Raw genomic sequence first — 16229 nt, 5'->3', positions numbered from 1 at the left:
GCTTTCTGCACTTACGCGACACTCTATTTGCGACCGCTACGCATGGAATTTTTGCGCTTAGTTTGCCCCGCGCGAAGCATACCTAAATTTTAAACGCAGCATGAGCGCTTTTGATGCAAGCGAGCTGCATCCCAGTTTGCGCCCAACTTTTAGCCCGGATATGCTCGATGCATGATTAAATTTCACGTCTTGCTTGACAGGCTTTAAAATTCCGCGCCGCGCGAATATATCCTTAAAATTTTGCGCCGTATTTTCGCAGCATTAATTTTATGTCGCCAAATCTCACGCTACCAAAACAGCTCCTTTAAATTCTTTAATTATGAACTTAAACTAAAAGCATAAGCTAAAGCTCTATAGTAGAATTTCGCGCCCATTTTGCGATTTTATGTGCCGTAAAATGGGACCGCTTGACAAAATCCAGCGTTTAGCTAGGCGCATAATTTAGCCGCTCGACTCTTGCTTGGCAGCTCAGCCCTGCTAAATTTTAAAGCTTTGCAGCGCAACTAAGATTTTTTATCGCCCTCGATTCTCAGTGCAGCTTGCACTTACCTCGTCTTACATAAACCCAAGCTCAAGGTGCGTTAAAGTCCTGCAGGCGGTGCACCAAGTTTTCTCAGTGACAGCGGGCATACGACTTTTATATGGGATGCCGCAGACGGCTCATTTAATGCGCCGTAGATGCAAAACGCGGGCAGACGCATCAAATCAAGCGCACAGCCCGTAAATTTCATCTTTAAGCTTACAAGCCGTAGATTAAAATTTGCGGCTTCGTAGTACCGTCTCCGCCTCCGTAGCGTCTTTTAAAATCTGCTCTTTAAGCCCCACTAGATCGCTAAATTTGCGATTTTCACGTAGGAACTTTATAAATTTCACGCAAGCAAATTTCGCGCCGCTGTTTTTGTCCGCAGCCTCTAAATTTTTATTTTCGGCGTCCAAGCTCTCGCTCGCCGCAAAATTTTGTGTAGAAATTTCTACTGAATTACACGCTGAAATTTCATATAAATTTCGCGCAGAATGTGCGGCTTGCCCCCCGCAGCGCGGCGCGCGATCTTGCGTGGAATTTAAACCCGCCTCGAAGCCCGCAAAGTCCCCTAAAATGTGCGTTTCAATCGCAAAAGCCCCGTCGGTGCTGAGCCTGTGCCCCAAGAAGCTCACGCTTGCAAATTCCTTGCTTCCGGCGCACGCCAGAGTCGCATACACGCCGCTTTTTGGCATAAAATAGCCTCTCGCATCAAGATTTAGCGTCGCTACGAACTCTCGCGCCCCGCGCCCCTGACCGCGCACGATCCGCCCGCAGATCTCGTAATCTCGCCCTAAAAGCTCCGCCGCCTCTTCGCATCTACCACGCGATAAAAGTTCCTTGATCCTACTTGAATGCACACCACCGCCGCTTAAGCAAAACTCGCCTACGACGCAGGTTTGCCCGCTAAATTCGCGCCTTAAAAATTCCACGTCCCATGCCCGATTACGCCCAAATCTAAAGTCCTCGCCGACGATAATTTTTTGTAAATTTATGAAATTCTGCCTTAAAAGTGCGATAAATTCGCCTCCGCTAAGGCTTTTGATAGCGCGTAGATCGCAATAAAAAATCTTTTTGTCCGTAAAAGCCTGCCGCGACGCAAAAGGGGTGAGCTTCGTGCCACCACCTGCTAGGATTACGATTATTGCGCCTTGCTCGCCTAGGCGCTCAAATAATTTTTGATGTCCAAGGTGCATGCCGTCGAAGTTACCGATCGCTACGGTGCGCACATTATCGCGGTTTGCGCCTTGTAGCGTTGCGAAAATCTCGCCTCGTGCGAACTGCTCGCTTAAGCGCGCACGCAGCACTTCCGCACAAGCAGGAAGCGTGCCTTGAGCTTGCGCGTCTACGCCATTGCCGCAAGTGCTGCCATAAGCCGTTTCGTTACTGCAAGCGGCGTCGGTGTCTGCTTCATCTGCGTAGTGCGCATCGCCGGTTTTATTTTCAATGAGCTCTTGCCTTGGGCGTTTGATATTTTGAGATGAATTTTCTCCATTGCTTGTGGAATTCTGTTCCGTAAAATTTTTCAAGCTGGAATTCTGCGATACGAAATTTTGCTCTTTAAAATTCCGCAGCGAAGCCTCTGTATGGTCTTTGCCTGATTTTTGATTAGCCATTATTGCTGCTTCGTCCAGACGATTTTTTTGGTGTCGTAGCCACTGTGCTTCGCCTTTTTGAGATAGAGGATGCGGATCGGCTCGGGCAGGGTTTTGGTGCGCGATAGGATGTAAAGCTCGCTCGTATCGGCGCCGAAGATCAGGGCGTAGCGATAGTCGCCGTCCACCTGCGCCACGCGGTAGAGTGAGTCAGAAATCAGGCCTTTTTGATAGAGCAGGCCTACGCTTTTATCGCCCGCAAACTCCAATACGTGCTGCTCGTTTTCGATTTTACCAGAGCTTGTCTTAGCGGTTTTTAAAAGATTGATCGTAGAGTTTTTATCGATAAAGCACTCGTACGCGGTGTTTTGCAGCTCGCCACTGCCCTTCATGCGGGCGATCTCGTACCAACCGCCGCTAAATTTAGCGATGTCGAAGTTTTTTACGATCGGCGCTTTTGGGCTCAGGCTTTTGGCGCATGAGCCCAAAAATAGCGCGCAAAACGCCAATATAATTAAGTTTTTAAATTTCATCGTTCATCCTTTTTAGAAGATAGAAAAATTCCCTATTTCCCTCTTTACCCGTGATTTTGCAGGCGCTAGCGTACAGTACAGTAAGCCCCAGCTCGGCGCATAGTCGCTCAAATTTCGCCCGTGCGGCGCGCACTGCTTTTTCGTCCCTGAGCACGCCTTTTTTATTTCGCTTGATCTCCGTGCCGACTTCAAATTGCGGCTTAAATAGCACGATGAGAGCGCTTTTTGCAAGGCTTGCGAGGCTTTTTAGGATCAAATTTAGCGAGATGAAGCTCACGTCGCAGGTGATGAGATCAAATTTCTTCTCGCTTGCAAACTCCCTGATGTCGGTGTTTTCGCGCACGATCACGCGAGGATCGCGCCGCAAAATTTCGCTTAGCTGCGAGCTGCCGACGTCAAGCGCAGTCACGCTCTTTGCGCCGCGCTGCAATAAAATTTGCACAAACCCGCCGGTGCTACTGCCCACGTCCAAAACATCTGCTCCAGCTAAATTGAAAATATCTTTTTGCGAGGGCTTTGTTTGTACCAGCTCCGCGCTGCTTTCTCTGCGGCACATGCCCGCCTTGCCACCCGATTTGGAAGCTTTCGCCGCATTTAAAATCTCTGCCGTATCGGCGCCCGCGTCCGTTTGCAAAAGCCCTACCGTCTCGGCTCCTGTGCTCGTCTGTAAAAATTCCACCGTTTGCTTGCCTGCACCGGTTTGTAAAAGCTCCGCCGTATCGGCATTAGTTTTTGCGGTACGGATCGCCTCGGTAGTTGCTTTAGCGCTCTTTGTCGTCGCGGCAGCCGCGCTTGGAATTTTATCAGCCTCGTTCGCGCCTAAAATTTTATCCGTAGCCGCAAAATCTGCGCTTGAAATTTGCGTCGCTGCCGCTTTGCTATCCGCGCCCTTTGCGGCGCTGTACGGCTTTGAAATTTCTGCCGCCGCGCTAGGCGAATTTGCGCCGCAGCTTGCTAAAAGCCCGTTTTCGGCGAGCTCGTCCAAAAAGCCTGCGAGCTTGAGCGCGCCCCTGCTTACGTAAATTTGCTCGGCAGTACTGATTTTGCCGCTCTGCTCGGGCGCGATCTGCGCGGAGGGCCTGTTTTGCACGGCGCCTCGCAGCAAAATTTTATCCTGCTTTATCAGCGCAGCGGCCTGATTTCTGCTGATTTTAAGCGTGTTTGCAACGAGCAGATCAAATCTCATTTTGCTTTTTCTCCACGCCGCGATGAAATTTTAAAACTCACGCAGTTTTTGCGCGAGCTTGAGTTTAAAATTTTATCGCGCATAGCAAAGTCGCGTGTAGCAGTGCCGCAAGGCTCAAATTTTAAGCTGCATGCCGTAAATTTAGCCATACTGCGCGTTGCAGGTTTCGGCTCGCTGCGCGTTGCAAATTTTATCTCGTCGCTAGCGGAAATTTTAAAATTTTTCCTATCGGCGCAGTGTTTTAGCGCCGCAAAATTTGAGATATTATTGCTTGCAGCCGTATCTATCGGCGTCGTGCGCGCCGTTTTAGCGCCGCGGCAGGTATAGCCTGCGCGCCTCGCAGAAACCGCCTCTCGGTTTGCTACTTTTGCACGCGCCTCAAAGTCTGACGATAACGCGCCGACCGCTCGATTTATCGCTTTTGCTCTTGCCGCTTGCTCGTGCGCTACAAAATTTTTAAAATTCTCACGCTTCGTAAAACACGCAAGCGCCGCAGGGCGGAGATTGCTTTTAAAATTTAATCCTGCGCCGTTTGAGTGCGGGTTCGGCACCAAGCAAAATACCTTCACTCGCCGCTCCCTGCAAGCGCTTCAGCCTCGCTCTTGCCGGGTGAATTTGTGTCGGTCGTCGCCAGGCTCGCAAGCGCTTCAAACTCGCTCTCGTCAATCACCCGCACGCCAAGCGAGCGGGCTTTTTGCAGTTTGGAGCCCGCCTCTGCGCCTGCAAGCACGAAGTCGGTCTTGGCAGATACCGAGCCCTGCACCTTCGCGCCCATTGCTAAAAGCCTGGCCTTAAACTCGTCGCGTGGACGGCTGAGCGTGCCGGTGATGACGACGCTGCGGTCGGTGAAGGCGCTTTTGACGGTATGCACCTGGGGTGCGCGAGGCGTGATGATTTCGCTTAGATTTAGAATTTTTTCGCGATTTATCTTACAAAACTCCGCTAGGCTCCTCGCCATCGCTTCTCCAAAGCCCTCCAGTCGCAGAATTTCATCCTCGCTCGCATCCAGCCAATCCTGCCCGAATGCCGCGGCGATCTTGCGCGCGGCCACCTCGCCGATGTGCTCGATCCCCAAAGAAGCGATGAAGCGCTCAAGCGGCGCGTTTTTGCTCGCGTTTATCGCACCCAAAAGATTTGAAATTTTTTTATCCGCAAAGCCCTCGAGCCCCGCCAAATCCTGCGCGCTGAGGGCGTAAATATCGCCGATCTTTGAAATTTTGCCGCTTTCAAAAAGCTGCGTGATCGTCGCATCGCTTAGCCCTTCGATATTCATGCATTTTTTGGAGCAGAAATAGATTAGCGAGCCTATCACGCGCGCCTTGCAATCGAGGTTTTGACACTTTATGAGCGCGCCTTCGTCAAGTAATTTCTCACCGCAAACCGGGCAGCGATCGGGGCGCGAAATTTCGCTCTGCGTGCCGTCTCTGCGCTGTTTATAAACGCTCGTGATCTTCGGGATCACGTCGCCGCTGCGGATGATGCCTACGAAATCGTTTTTCATCAGCCCCAGCCGCGCGATCTCGTCGAAATTATGAAGCGTCGCGTTTGAAACATTCGCGCCGTCGATATTTACGCTATCTACGACGGCTACGGGGGTGACCGCGCCGGTGCGGCCGACCTGTAGATTGATCTCGCGCAGCCGCGTTACCTTTTCGACTGCGGGGAATTTGTACGCGACCATAAAGCGCGGGAATTTCACCGTATAGCCCATTTGCGCACACTTTGAAAGCTCATTTACACGGATTACCATGCCGTCTAGCATCAGATCTTTGCTCGCGCGCATGCTATGTAGCGCCTCGTACGCGCTCCTGATCTCGCTTGTGCTCTTGCAGATGCGGCAAAACTCGTCGCGCAAAAAGCCGAGACTGCGCACGAACTCCATTATCTGCGAGTGCAGCGCAAAGCTTAGCGAATGCTCGCCCACTCCCCACGGGATAAATTTTAGTTTCCGCTTCGCTACGATCGCGCTATCCAGCTGCCTTAGGCTGCCTGCGGCGGCGTTGCGCGGGTTTGAAAACAGGCTCTCGCCGTTTGCGGCGCGCTCGTCGTTTAGCGCGTCAAAATCGCTCTTTGCGATCAGCGTCTCGCCGCGGATCTCGATCCTTCCGGCGTAGGGGATCTGAAGCGGTACCGATTTGATCGCTCTTGCGTTTTGCGTTACGTCCTCGCCTATAAGCCCGTCGCCGCGCGTCGCCGCGCTTATCAGCACGCCGCCTTCGTAGGTCAAATTTAAGCTCGCGCCGTCAAATTTCGGCTCGACGTAAAACTGCGCGCCGCTCTTTTCGCCGCGAGCTAGCCACGCCAAAAGATCCGCGTCGTCGAAAATATCCTCCATCGACCACATCTGCGCGCCGTGAGCGAGCTTAGAAAAGCCCTCGCTGATCGCGCCTCCTATGCGCCGTGTAGGCGAGTAGGGCAGCGCGAGCGCGGGATTTTGCTCCTCGAATTTCTCCGCTTGCGAATAAAGCTCGTCGTACTCCTCGTCGCTTGCGATCGGTTTATCGTCGGTGTAATATGCCCGCGCCCACGCATTTAGCGTATCTACCGCGGATCTGTATTCATCGTAATTCATCTTGCGCTCGCATCTTTAAATTTTAAAATTCCGCGCTCCGCTAAAATTTTACGTCGCGTTAGAATTTTACGCTCCGCAGTGGACCCCTGCGTCCCAAACACTGCGGCGCACAGCTTATTATCGTTAAATTTTGTGGGTCCGCTCGCTTTAAATTTTGTGCTTAAAAAGGCGCGATCAAATTCCATTGCCGAACTCCTTTAGCGCGCGCTCGTAATCAGCCGGCGTATCGATGCCGATGCTTTTGGTTTCGATACCTAGCATCGCGATCTTCTCACCGGCGCTTATGGCGCGAAGTTGCTCGAGTTTTTCGGTATCTTCCAGCGCTGAGGCGGGCAGGGCGCAAAACCGCTTTAAATTCCGCACGCTGTATGCGTAGATGCCGATGTGTCCGAGGTAGCACTCGCATGCCGTGCGCGGGTAGGGGATGAGCGAGCGTGAAAAATAGATCGCAAAGCCCGCATTATCAAGGACTAGCTTGACTAAATTCGGATCCTCCGCCGCCTGAGGGCTTATATATTTGTAGCAGCTTGCCATAAATGCGCCCTTTTGCGTGATCATGGCGTTGGCGAAATCTTTAAATTTAATCAAATTTTCGCTCTCGAAAAAGGGCTCGTCGGCTTGGATATTGATGATGATCTCGTTCTCCGCAAGCGCTGCGTTTGCGACCGCTTCATTGATTCGATCGGTGCCGCTTTGATGCTCGCGCGCGGTGAGAACGGCGTCAAAGCCGTAATCTTGCGCGATCTTTAAAATTTGCGGCTCATCCACGGCGATTAGCACGCGGTCTGCCTTGGCGGCATTTTGAGCCGTTTTGATAAACATCGGCACGCCGTCAAACTCACATAAAATTTTATTTTTAAAGCGCGTCGAAGCAAGGCGCGCGGGGATTACTATCATTTTTTTATCCACTCCATTATGGCGTTTTTGATCTCGCTTTGCTCCACGACGCTAGAGTGCACCTGCGGCGCGCTAAAAAGGCGCGAGATCTGCGGCGGAATGTCGCTGCGAAATTCCTTCGAAAGCGCGATCATATCGGCTCGCTCGTCCTCGCAAGCCCTGCCTTTGATCGCGCCGATCATCGACGGCGTAAATTTAATCCACTTCGCGGTCGAGATGACGAGATTTAGGCGGCTTTCGTCAAGCAGCTTAAAGCAGGTCGCCGTGTGCGGGTCGATCAGCACGCCGCGGCTACTCTCTTGCTTAATAAATTTAGCGCACTGCGTATCGTCGCAAAAATCCGCCTCGAAGACCTCGCGCAGCTTCGTAAGCTCGCTCTCGCTGAGTTTGTAAAATTTATCTCGCGCCAGACTTTGCATCAGCTCGCTCGTGCGCGCATCGCCGAACATATCGCTAAGCAGCCGCTCGACGTTGGAGCTAACTAAAATATCCATCGCAGGGCTGATCGTGCGGATGAGCTCGCGATTTCGCAGATCGTAGATGCCGCGCGTAAAAAGCTCGGTCAGGATATTGTTCGCATTTGAAGCGATCTTGATTTTGCCGATCTTTGCGCCCATTTTTTTTGCGAAATACGCTCCCAGCGCGTTGCCGAAATTTCCGCTAGGCACTATGACGTCGAAGGTGTTAAATTTAGCGCTCTGTTTTGCGCTCTGCGCGCTGTTTGCGCTTGTCGCGTCAAAATTTTTGCCGCAAGTCGCGCACTGATCGCTTTGCTTTAAATTTTGCTCGGGGCTCAATACGCCGTGCTTTGAGAAATAGATGCTAGCGTAGAGGTAGTAGATGATCTGAAATAAAATCCTGCCGAAATTTACCGAGTTTGCGGCGCTTAAATTTAAATTCGCCCGCGCGAGTTCGTTTTTGAAATCCTCATCAGCCAGCAGTGATTTTAGCGCGCGCTGCGTATCGTCGAAGTTGCCGCGCACGCCTAAAATTTTAAGATTTGCCGCGCTTTGTTTGACCATCTGCTGGCGCTGTATCTCGCTCGTGCCGCCCTGCGGATAGAGGCAGACCGCTTTGATGTTTTCGTCATCCGCAAACGCTTCCAGCGTCGCAGGCCCCGTGTCGCCGCTCGTGGCGCACATTATTAAAAATTTTTCATTTCTGGATTTTGCGATGCTTTTTAAAAGCGCGCCGAAGGGTTGCAGCGCCATATCCTTAAACGCAAGCGTCGGGCCGTGGTAAAGCTCCAAAATATAGGCGTTTTCGCTTAGTTTTTTGATCTGGACGGGGCAGGCGGGATTTTCAAATTTATCGTAGCGCTTTAGCGCGTCTTCAAAGACCTCGCTGTTTACGTCAAAATCGAAGCTATCGATGATTTTAAGCGCGATCTGTTTGTAGCTCAAATCCTCGCACTGCTTAAAAAAATCCTCGCTCAAAAGCGGCAGCCGCTCGGGGCTGAAAAGCCCGCCGCCGTTCGCGCTCGGATTTAGTAGCGCGTAGCTAAGATCCGCTTTTTGCGAAAAATCTCTCGTAGAAACCAGTTTCATCTTTTTCCTTTTTAAAATTTTAAAATTTACGCCCGCCTAGGCGCTTTAAATTTGATCGCTTACACTGCTTGCGCGGACTTGCGGCATTGCGGTTTTAAGCCTGCCGCATCCGCCTCGCGCCTAAATTTCTTCCTTTATCAAACTTCCTATACCGCCGTCCGTGAAAAGCTCAAGCAGGATCGAGTGCGGAATTTTGCCGTTGATGATATGCGCGGCATTTGCGCCGTTTCGCACGCATTGCAGGCACGCATCGACCTTTGGGATCATGCCGCCTGCGATCGTGCCGTCATTTTTAAGCTTCGAAATGAGCGCGGCATCGAGTTTGCTGATTAAATTTCCCTCTTTATCAAGCACGCCGTCAATGTCGCTTAAAAATATCACCTTGCTCGCTTTTAGCGCGGCTGCAATCCTGCTGGCGCAGAGATCGGCGTTGATATTAAAGCTCACGTTTTCGTCCGTCTCGCCGCCTGCAAGCGGGGCGATCACTGGCAGATAGTCTTTTTGTAGCAGGTCGTTTATCAGCTTGGTATTTACCTCGGTGATCTCGCCTACGAAGCCATATTTTTTCTCATCGAGGAATTTTGCCTTCAAAAGCCCGCCGTCCTTACCGCTAATGCCGATCGCAGGCGCGCCGTTTTGGTTCAAAAGCGCCGTGATCTCTTTATTTACCGCGCCGCTTAGTACCATCTCTGTAATTTCGATAGCGTCTTTATTCGTTACGCGAAGTCCATCGCGAAACTCGCTCTGCACGCCGATCTTATCCAGGGTCTGATTGATCTTTTTGCCGCCGCCGTGCACGACGATGATCTTGATGCCGACCATATGCAAAAGCACGATATCGCGGGCAAAATCAAGCTTGAGCGCATCGTCGGTTTGCGCCGCGCCGCCGTATTTAACGACGAAAATTTTATCTCTAAATTTACGGATATAGGGCAGCGCAGAGATGATGACTTCGGCGGTTTTGCTCTTTTTTATCATAAAATTCCTTTAAAAACCTTATTTTATCATAGCTTGGTTTATGTAGTTTTGAATTTTGCGGATAAAGTTTTCGCTTAGCTTCAAATTTAACAAAATCACCGAAATTTCCGCGCTCAAATCCCTCAATTTCACGTAATCTTTCGCCGTGCATAGGATATGCTCCGCATCCTCGCGCCTTAGCAGCTCTAAAATCTGCTCTTTTTTGAAATCGTAATGATCGGGGAAAAACGCGTGCGCTTTTGCGAGCGGCAAAAACTCTTGTAAGCGCCAAGGCTTGGCGATAGCGCTAATTAAGATCGTGCGAGATCCCTCAAAACCCGCCTCTTTGGAGTTTGAAATTTTATCCTCGGCGAGGTTTAAATTTGAAATTTCATCTATGGCGCGATTTAAATTTAAATCCGAAATTTTATCCGCAGCGGAATTTGAAATTTCATCCGCAGGATTTAAAATTTCATCCGCGCCGTTTAGCCCCTCTTGCAGATCCGCCGCCGAAACAATCTTAAGCCCCTGCGAAATGTCGCTCGGCGCTGGTATGAAATCTGCAAATTTATAAAAAAACGGCGGGTAGCGATACGCGGCGAAGGGCATGCAAAAGGGCAGCTTCGGCGCACTTTGCGGGCGCAGCAAGATATCAAATTTAGAGATATTAAATTTAGAAAACCCGTCGTCTAAGATCACCAGCTCAAAGCCGAGAGTTTGCGCGCGCAAAATCCCTGCGGCGCGATCTTCGCTGACGATCACGTTTGCGCCGCGCAAAAACAGCGCGTATTCCATCGCCTCATCTCCGCTTTGTCGCACGTCACAAAGCACCCGTCCGCCGAGCGCTATTTCGAGCAAGCCTCTGCTTTTGCGCCCGTATCCGCGAAGAATGATGCAGGTTTTGAGTCTGGGATTAAATTCTTTAAAAAGCGCCCGCACCAGCGGGGTTTTGCCGCTTCCGCCGAGGGTTAAATTTCCGACGCTGATTATTGGAATTTTAAATTTTTGCGGCTTAGCAAAGAGCCTTTTTAGGCAGACGATAAATGTATAGAGCAGCGATAACGGCGCTAAAATCACTCCGAGCGCAAGCCACGCGGGGCTTGGGTCGTATAAGTTTCGCTCGATTAGGAGTTTAAACACGATTGTTTGCTATCTCTTTGATCTGCTCGCAGATGTAGCTCACATCGTCGTCGCTAAGCGCCGTGTAGATCGGCAGGGATAAAATTTGCTGATAGTTTTTAAGCGCATTCGGGAAATCATTGACCTTGTAATTATATTTGCTTTTATAATAGCTTAGCAGATGCACCGGTACGTAGTGCAGCGATACGCTTACTCCGCGCGCGATCAGCGCTTTGGCGAAATCGTCGCGGTTTTTGTCGATCTTTACGATGAATTGAGTGTAGATATGCTCCTCGCTGTCGCTTGGAAGCGTCACGTGCGGGCAGTTTGCGAGCTGCTCGCGGTAGGCTGCGGCGATCTGCTTGCGGCGCTTTATAAAAGCGTCGGTTTTTTCAAACTGAGCGATGGCGTAGGCGGAATTTATAGCGTTAAGATCGTATTTTTGACCGATGCGATCGACGTCGTAGGTAAAGGACATATTGCCGTCTTTGTAAAAGGCGTCTCCCACGATGCCGCCGTTTCTTAAAATTTGCGCGGCGCTTGCGATCTCATCGTCGTTCGTAACGAAAAAGCCCGCCGTAGAGATCGCGTCTTGCGCTTGAGGATTGATCTGAAAGCACGATATGAGCGAGCTTTTAAGCGCTCCGATTTTTGCGCCTTTATAGGTAGCGCCCATAGCGCGGCACGCATCGTCGATGAGGATGATATTTTCGCTTTTGGCGACCTCGCTGATGGAGTCTATATCCGCAGCAAGCCCCGCGATGTGCGAGATGAAAGCGCATTTTAGCTTTTTGTGGCGGTTCTGATCTATCGTGCGAGCAAGGCTTTCGCTCGTAATGTTAAAGCTTATCGGATCGATATCTACGAAAACGGGTTCGGCGTCGAAGTGGCGGATCACTTCGGCGACATTGGGGAAGGAATTTACGGAGCATAAAATTTTATCTCCGCGCTTAATATCCATCGCGCAAAGCGCCAGATGCAGCGCCGTCGTTCCGCTCGTGGTAGATACGGCGTGCTTTACGCCGAAGTACTTACAAATATCCTCTTCAAAAATTTCGCTATATCTTATATCGCTGTTGTAGAGGGCGCTTTTAATTAAGTCTTCCTCTTTTTTATCGATTTGAGCCTTATAAAACGGTATCTCTTTCATAAATCTCTCCTTAGTGTGCGGGCTCTATGCGGGCGACCGCGGGCGCGCGAAGCTTAAAATTATTTTTAAGAATTCTACGGACGACAAATTTCACTAGCTCTTGATTGTGGCGCGAGTTTTGCAGATATTTTAGATCGTTTGCGGTTATTTGCTCGCCTGAGCGAAATTTCGTCCGCAGCGCTTCGTGCGAAAAAATATCTCTTAGCACGCTATCTAAGATCTCGTAGCTGTATCCAAGCTCACGTTCGTCGCTTTGATTTTCCCATAGATCGGCGCTCGGGGCTTTTTTGATGATCGCATCGTCTATGCATAAAATTTTTGCAAATTTAAATAGATCGGTTTTTAAAATTTCTCCGATCGGATTAAACGCGCAGGCTAAATCTCCGTAAATCGTGCCGTAGCCTAGCATCCTCTCGCTAAGATTGCTCGTGCCTACGACTACGCCACGCTTAGCCACGCTGTAATCATAAAGCAAGCTCATTCTTACGCGCGCGGCGAAATTTCCGATGCGAAGAGCGCTTGCACTGGGATTTAAAGCGGTAAAATTTTCTACAAATGGCGCGATCTCTTGGATTTCGTAGGGGATATTAAAGGATTCGCAGTGAAAGATCGCGTCGGCCATATTTTCTAAATTTGAACCCGCGCTAGGTAGGATAAGCCCGTAAGTGGGGATCTCAGTAAGTGCACAAAGCGCAGAAACCACGGCGCTGTCAAGCCCACCGCTGATGCCTACTACAAAGGCGTCCGCGCCCGTTTCATCGAGTCTCTCCGATAAAAAATCGGTCAGTTGCGGCAGCAAATCGTCCAAAAACATAATATTTAGCCTTAAAATTTTACGTTAAATTGTGCGAATTTTAACTATTTTTGGCTAAATTACGGCTTTAATTTAAGCTTAAAAGGAGGATTTAAATGCAAATTTTAAAAAAAGCTTTCGGTGAATATGTGACGAATTGCTACATTCTAAAGGGCGAGCAGGGCGATCTTGTGATCGATCCGGGCGAGGGCAGCTTTGATTGGGTGATGCAAAATACGGGAAAGATCGCGGCGGTTTTGAATACGCACGGGCATTTCGATCACGTTTATGATGACGCGAAGTTGCAAAGGACGGGCGCTAAAATTTATATCCACGAGGAAGACGCCTTTATGCTGCGGGCGGATCCTTTTGAGACGATGCCCGAGCCCATAGAGGCGGACGTACTTGTAAAAGGGCAGGAGCAAAGCTTTGAAATAGCGGGCTTTAACGTTAAATTTAGCCTTTTTGCCGGACATACTCCGGGCAGCTGTATGGTCGAAGCAGACGGCGTGATTTTTAGCGGCGACGTCATATTCAAAGGCTCTATCGGCAGGTGGGATTTTCCCTTTTCAAGCGGCGAGCAGATGAGAGAGTCTTTGCATAAAATTTTGCAGATAAAGGGCGATTTTACGCTCTATCCCGGACACGGCCCGAATACTAGCCTAGCGGCCGAGAGGCAAAATTTAAAATATTTTTTGCAGCTTTTTGAGCGTTGATCGTTTAAATTTAACTGCGTTTCGCCGCACAATAAGCGGTAAAGCGGTGTGAAGCTGGTCGGCATTAAATTTTATACTGCTTTGCTTGTGAGCGTTAGAATTTATGCCGCTTTACTCGCATTGCAGGCGCCGAAATTTACCGCTTTATTTGCCGCTGCGAGCGTTGAATTCTGCGCTACGTTCGCACGATGCGCGCATTGGCGTGCGCTGCCGTAGATAAAATTTTAAAATTTACCGCCGCTTGATTAAAATTAGCAAGATTCCGTGCTGCCGAATGTAAAATTTTCCCTGTGAGCCGATTAAATTTAGTAAAATTTACGCGTTTTTAAAGGCGTAGATCTCATTTCATATCGGTGCACGGGTACGCGAAAAATATTTCAAAGACGCGGATCACGCCCGAAGCCGCACATAAATACGCCGCGGGGCAGGATAGCCCTCGATCGTGCGCGAGCCGTCGAGTGGGTCAAGGAAATTCTCCAGGCTCTGCCCGTCGATCCACTCCGTTTTGCGCTGCTCGCTAGCATCCGTGGGCTTTTGAGCCAAAATTTCAAAATCTCTGAATTTCGCCCGTTCGCACCAATTCTGCAGCGCGCCGACGGTCGGGACGAAGTAGATATTTGAAATTTTCGAGTAGCTGTTTTTTGGGCACAGCGCGAAATCGCCCGCTCCTTCGATATACATCGTGTCTAAAAACACCTCACCGCCCGCATTTAGCGAGGCTCGCAGATCTTTTAGCATCTTTACGGGGTCGCTGCGATGGTAGATGACGCCGAGGCAGAAGATCGTATCGAATTTGTGCTCGTAAAAGGGCAGATGCTCCACGCCCAAAAGCTCGAATTTCGCGCCGCTACGGAGGAATTTCTCGATGAAGCGAAACTGCAGATAAAATAGCGCGCTCGGGTCAAACCCCACTAGCCGCGCAGGCGCTAGCTCGCTTGCGCGAAACATATAGTAGCCATTGTTGCAGCCCACGTCGGCGACGGTTTTACCGCTCAGATTTAAAAACGGCCGCAGCAGGTTAAATTTCATGAAGCTTCGCCACTCGGCGTCGATGAAAAGATCATTTAGCGCAAAAGGCCCCTTGCGCCACGGCTTTAGCGCTCGCGCGATACGCAAAATTTCATCTCTTTGCTCCGTGCTTGCGTTAAAGCTTGCACGCACGACGTCGCCGCACTCGCAGCCGCACTCGCCTATTTGCAGCGCCTCGATCGCGCTTAAAATTTCGCGGTTTTGCTCGCTTTGTAGCTTTTTAAAGTTCTCGTCTCTGATTTTTTGTAGATCCATTTTAATCCTAAAATTTCAAAATTTAGCGCCATTTTAACATAAAATTTTATCCATTTTAAGGCGCAAAGAGATAAAATCGACTTGCAATTCAAGCAAAGGAGCAAAAAATGCAAGAAGCAAAAACGAGAAAATTTAGTCTCAGGTTTAATCACGAAATTTCAAGTAGCGGCGCAGAGGTGCGGCTTTGGCTGCCGTTAGTGCTGCAAGAGCCGTATCAGAGGTTGCTTGGCGAATATCATGCCCGCTCAAATGCGCAAGAGTCGGCTATCTGCGGAGATCATATAAGCACGTACTACGCGCGCTTCGCACCCGATAAAGAGGCAAGAGCGGGCGTCGGCAAATACGGCGAGCAAGGTGTCGTAGGCGAAGACGACGATTATTTTGAGCTTAGCTTCGATATCGAAATTTCGGAGCGAAACACTGATTTTAGCAAGGTAAGCTTTAATGAAAACGAGCGCTTGAGCCCTGAAATCGAGGAGTTTTTAAAGCCTTCAAAGCTAATTCCGGTAGAAGGCGCTACGAAACAAAAATCAGACGAGATCACCGGCTCGCTTAAAGGTGATCTGGAAAAGGCGCGCGCGATTTATGAGTGGGTCGCAAAAAATATGAGCCGCGATAATGGCGTGATCGCATGCGGTAGCGGCGATGCGGAAGCGATTTTAAGCAGCGGCAAGCTAAGCGGCAAATGCGCCGATATTAATAGTGTGTTCGTCGCGCTCTGCAGGGCAGCGGGCATTCCTGCGCGCGCTATTTACGGCATCCGCACAGGCGCGGCGCAGAAATTTTCGCCTGAAATGGGCGTCATGGGCGCTCTAAACGGCGGCGCGCTTGAAATTTCCGGCGCGCAGCACTGCAGAGCGGAATTTTATCTAAAAGGCTATGGCTGGATCCCAGTTGATCCCGCGGACGTTACAAAGGTGCGATTGGGCGAGAACTTAAGCGAGGATGATTCTAAGCTGGCGCGGGTGCGCGAGTATCTTTTTGGCAACTGGGAGCCGTGCTGGCTGGGCTTTAACTATGCTCGCGAAATCGTGCTAAATCCGCGCCCGGCGCATGTTCCGATTGAAATTTTTTCGCATCCGTATTGCGAAGTGGGCGGCACGCCGAAAGATCCGTACTCGCCTAAAAATTTTATCTACGAGTATTTTTCGCGCGAAATTTAGCTCTTTAGCGGTTTGTGTTTTACCGCCGCGTTTTGCTTAAGCTAAGCCGCCACGCTTCGTCGAGGCTCAACCGTTTCATCGAAGCGCACGCTTGGCTTTTGCGACAGCGGCGCTTTTGCGTGGTTTAGCCTACGCCGCCTATGCATACTGTCTGTGCGCCTAGTTTGCGGGCTATCACGCCCGCTTTGGCGAAATTT

At 50.2% G+C, this 16229-nt stretch carries 15 protein-coding genes; 2 read left to right on the top strand and 13 right to left on the bottom strand.

The window, feature by feature from the left end; genetic code table 11:
* Positions 1 to 753: 753 nt before the first annotated feature.
* From Q0274_RS07775 to nadE, 12 genes are all read right to left on the bottom strand, one after another.
* On the bottom strand, positions 754 to 2136 hold the full coding sequence (locus Q0274_RS07775; protein ID WP_298028720.1) for a riboflavin kinase: 1383 nt from the start codon (positions 2134 to 2136) through the stop codon (positions 754 to 756).
* Positions 2136 to 2648 (bottom strand): lipocalin family protein, encoded by a 513-nt coding sequence (locus tag Q0274_RS07770; protein WP_298028717.1) that lies wholly within the window; start codon positions 2646 to 2648, stop codon positions 2136 to 2138. The genes Q0274_RS07775 and Q0274_RS07770 overlap by 1 nt, the downstream gene beginning before the upstream one ends.
* Positions 2638 to 3834: an SAM-dependent methyltransferase gene (locus Q0274_RS07765; RefSeq protein WP_298028715.1), complete on the bottom strand. Its 1197-nt coding sequence runs from the start codon at positions 3832 to 3834 to the stop codon at positions 2638 to 2640. The genes Q0274_RS07770 and Q0274_RS07765 overlap by 11 nt, the downstream gene beginning before the upstream one ends.
* Positions 3831 to 4403, bottom strand: coding sequence for a hypothetical protein (locus Q0274_RS07760; RefSeq protein ID WP_298028712.1), 573 nt, complete (start codon positions 4401 to 4403; stop codon positions 3831 to 3833). Before Q0274_RS07760 ends, Q0274_RS07765 begins: the two co-directional genes overlap by 4 nt.
* Positions 4400 to 6406, bottom strand: coding sequence for an NAD-dependent DNA ligase LigA (ligA, locus tag Q0274_RS07755; RefSeq protein ID WP_298028709.1), 2007 nt, complete (start codon positions 6404 to 6406; stop codon positions 4400 to 4402). The genes Q0274_RS07760 and ligA overlap by 4 nt, the downstream gene beginning before the upstream one ends.
* Positions 6403 to 6591, bottom strand: coding sequence for a hypothetical protein (locus Q0274_RS07750; RefSeq protein ID WP_298028707.1), 189 nt, complete (start codon positions 6589 to 6591; stop codon positions 6403 to 6405). Before Q0274_RS07750 ends, ligA begins: the two co-directional genes overlap by 4 nt.
* Complete coding sequence (gene kdsB / locus Q0274_RS07745) at positions 6581 to 7303, bottom strand: 3-deoxy-manno-octulosonate cytidylyltransferase (protein WP_298028705.1); 723 nt, start codon at positions 7301 to 7303, stop codon at positions 6581 to 6583. Before kdsB ends, Q0274_RS07750 begins: the two co-directional genes overlap by 11 nt.
* Positions 7300 to 8850: a threonine synthase gene (thrC, locus tag Q0274_RS07740; RefSeq protein ID WP_298028703.1), complete on the bottom strand. Its 1551-nt coding sequence runs from the start codon at positions 8848 to 8850 to the stop codon at positions 7300 to 7302. The genes kdsB and thrC overlap by 4 nt, the downstream gene beginning before the upstream one ends.
* Positions 8851 to 8970: 120 nt before the next feature.
* The gene (argB, locus tag Q0274_RS07735; protein WP_298028701.1) at positions 8971 to 9828 is read right to left on the bottom strand and encodes an acetylglutamate kinase; all 858 of its coding nucleotides are present in this window, start codon (positions 9826 to 9828) and stop codon (positions 8971 to 8973) included.
* A gap of 18 nt (positions 9829 to 9846) precedes the next feature.
* Positions 9847 to 10947 carry a tetraacyldisaccharide 4'-kinase gene (locus tag Q0274_RS07730; protein ID WP_298028699.1) on the bottom strand — a complete coding sequence of 367 codons (1101 nt, stop codon included), beginning with the start codon at positions 10945 to 10947 and terminating at the stop codon, positions 9847 to 9849.
* Positions 10940 to 12076, bottom strand: coding sequence for a DegT/DnrJ/EryC1/StrS aminotransferase family protein (locus tag Q0274_RS07725; protein ID WP_298028697.1), 1137 nt, complete (start codon positions 12074 to 12076; stop codon positions 10940 to 10942). Before Q0274_RS07725 ends, Q0274_RS07730 begins: the two co-directional genes overlap by 8 nt.
* 10 nt (positions 12077 to 12086) lie before the next feature.
* Entirely contained in the window at positions 12087 to 12890 is an 804-nt protein-coding gene (nadE, locus tag Q0274_RS07720; protein WP_298028695.1) for an NAD(+) synthase, read from the bottom strand.
* A gap of 95 nt (positions 12891 to 12985) precedes the next feature.
* Here nadE and Q0274_RS07715 point away from each other — a divergent pair, with 95 nt between their 5' ends.
* Positions 12986 to 13585, top strand: a complete 600-nt coding sequence (locus tag Q0274_RS07715; protein ID WP_298028694.1) for an MBL fold metallo-hydrolase — start codon at positions 12986 to 12988, stop codon at positions 13583 to 13585.
* 390 nt (positions 13586 to 13975) lie between these two features.
* Here the strand turns inward: Q0274_RS07715 and cmoB are convergent, their stop codons facing one another.
* Positions 13976 to 14869, bottom strand: coding sequence for a tRNA 5-methoxyuridine(34)/uridine 5-oxyacetic acid(34) synthase CmoB (gene cmoB / locus Q0274_RS07710; protein WP_298028692.1), 894 nt, complete (start codon positions 14867 to 14869; stop codon positions 13976 to 13978).
* A 107-nt stretch (positions 14870 to 14976) separates the two neighbouring features.
* On the opposite strand from cmoB, the gene Q0274_RS07705 reads away from it, so the two are divergent.
* Complete coding sequence (locus tag Q0274_RS07705; RefSeq protein WP_298028690.1) at positions 14977 to 16032, top strand: transglutaminase-like domain-containing protein; 1056 nt, start codon at positions 14977 to 14979, stop codon at positions 16030 to 16032.
* Positions 16033 to 16229: the final 197 nt, after the last annotated feature.

The organism is uncultured Campylobacter sp. (assembly GCF_937973075.1).
Taxonomy (GTDB): Bacteria; Campylobacterota; Campylobacteria; order Campylobacterales; family Campylobacteraceae; genus Campylobacter_B.
This window is presented reverse-complemented; position numbering and strand designations above follow the sequence as displayed.

Excerpts from the sequence above, each read along its gene's own strand:
- Q0274_RS07750 (WP_298028707.1), bottom strand. The coding sequence starts at position 6,591 with ATGGAATTTGATCGCGCCTTTTTAAGCACAAAATTTAAAGCGAGCGGA.
- kdsB (WP_298028705.1), bottom strand. The coding sequence starts at position 7,303 with ATGATAGTAATCCCCGCGCGCCTTGCTTCGACGCGCTTTAAAAATAAA.
- nadE (WP_298028695.1), bottom strand. The coding sequence starts at position 12,890 with ATGTTTTTGGACGATTTGCTGCCGCAACTGACCGATTTTTTATCGGAG.
- cmoB (WP_298028692.1), bottom strand. The coding sequence starts at position 14,869 with ATGGATCTACAAAAAATCAGAGACGAGAACTTTAAAAAGCTACAAAGC.
- Q0274_RS07765 (WP_298028715.1), bottom strand. The coding sequence starts at position 3,834 with ATGAGATTTGATCTGCTCGTTGCAAACACGCTTAAAATCAGCAGAAAT.
- Q0274_RS07725 (WP_298028697.1), bottom strand. The coding sequence starts at position 12,076 with ATGAAAGAGATACCGTTTTATAAGGCTCAAATCGATAAAAAAGAGGAA.
- Q0274_RS07715 (WP_298028694.1), top strand. The coding sequence starts at position 12,986 with ATGCAAATTTTAAAAAAAGCTTTCGGTGAATATGTGACGAATTGCTAC.
- argB (WP_298028701.1), bottom strand. The coding sequence starts at position 9,828 with ATGATAAAAAAGAGCAAAACCGCCGAAGTCATCATCTCTGCGCTGCCC.
- Q0274_RS07770 (WP_298028717.1), bottom strand. The coding sequence starts at position 2,648 with ATGAAATTTAAAAACTTAATTATATTGGCGTTTTGCGCGCTATTTTTG.
- thrC (WP_298028703.1), bottom strand. The coding sequence starts at position 8,850 with ATGAAACTGGTTTCTACGAGAGATTTTTCGCAAAAAGCGGATCTTAGC.
- Q0274_RS07775 (WP_298028720.1), bottom strand. The coding sequence starts at position 2,136 with ATGGCTAATCAAAAATCAGGCAAAGACCATACAGAGGCTTCGCTGCGG.
- Q0274_RS07705 (WP_298028690.1), top strand. The coding sequence starts at position 14,977 with ATGCAAGAAGCAAAAACGAGAAAATTTAGTCTCAGGTTTAATCACGAA.
- ligA (WP_298028709.1), bottom strand. The coding sequence starts at position 6,406 with ATGAATTACGATGAATACAGATCCGCGGTAGATACGCTAAATGCGTGG.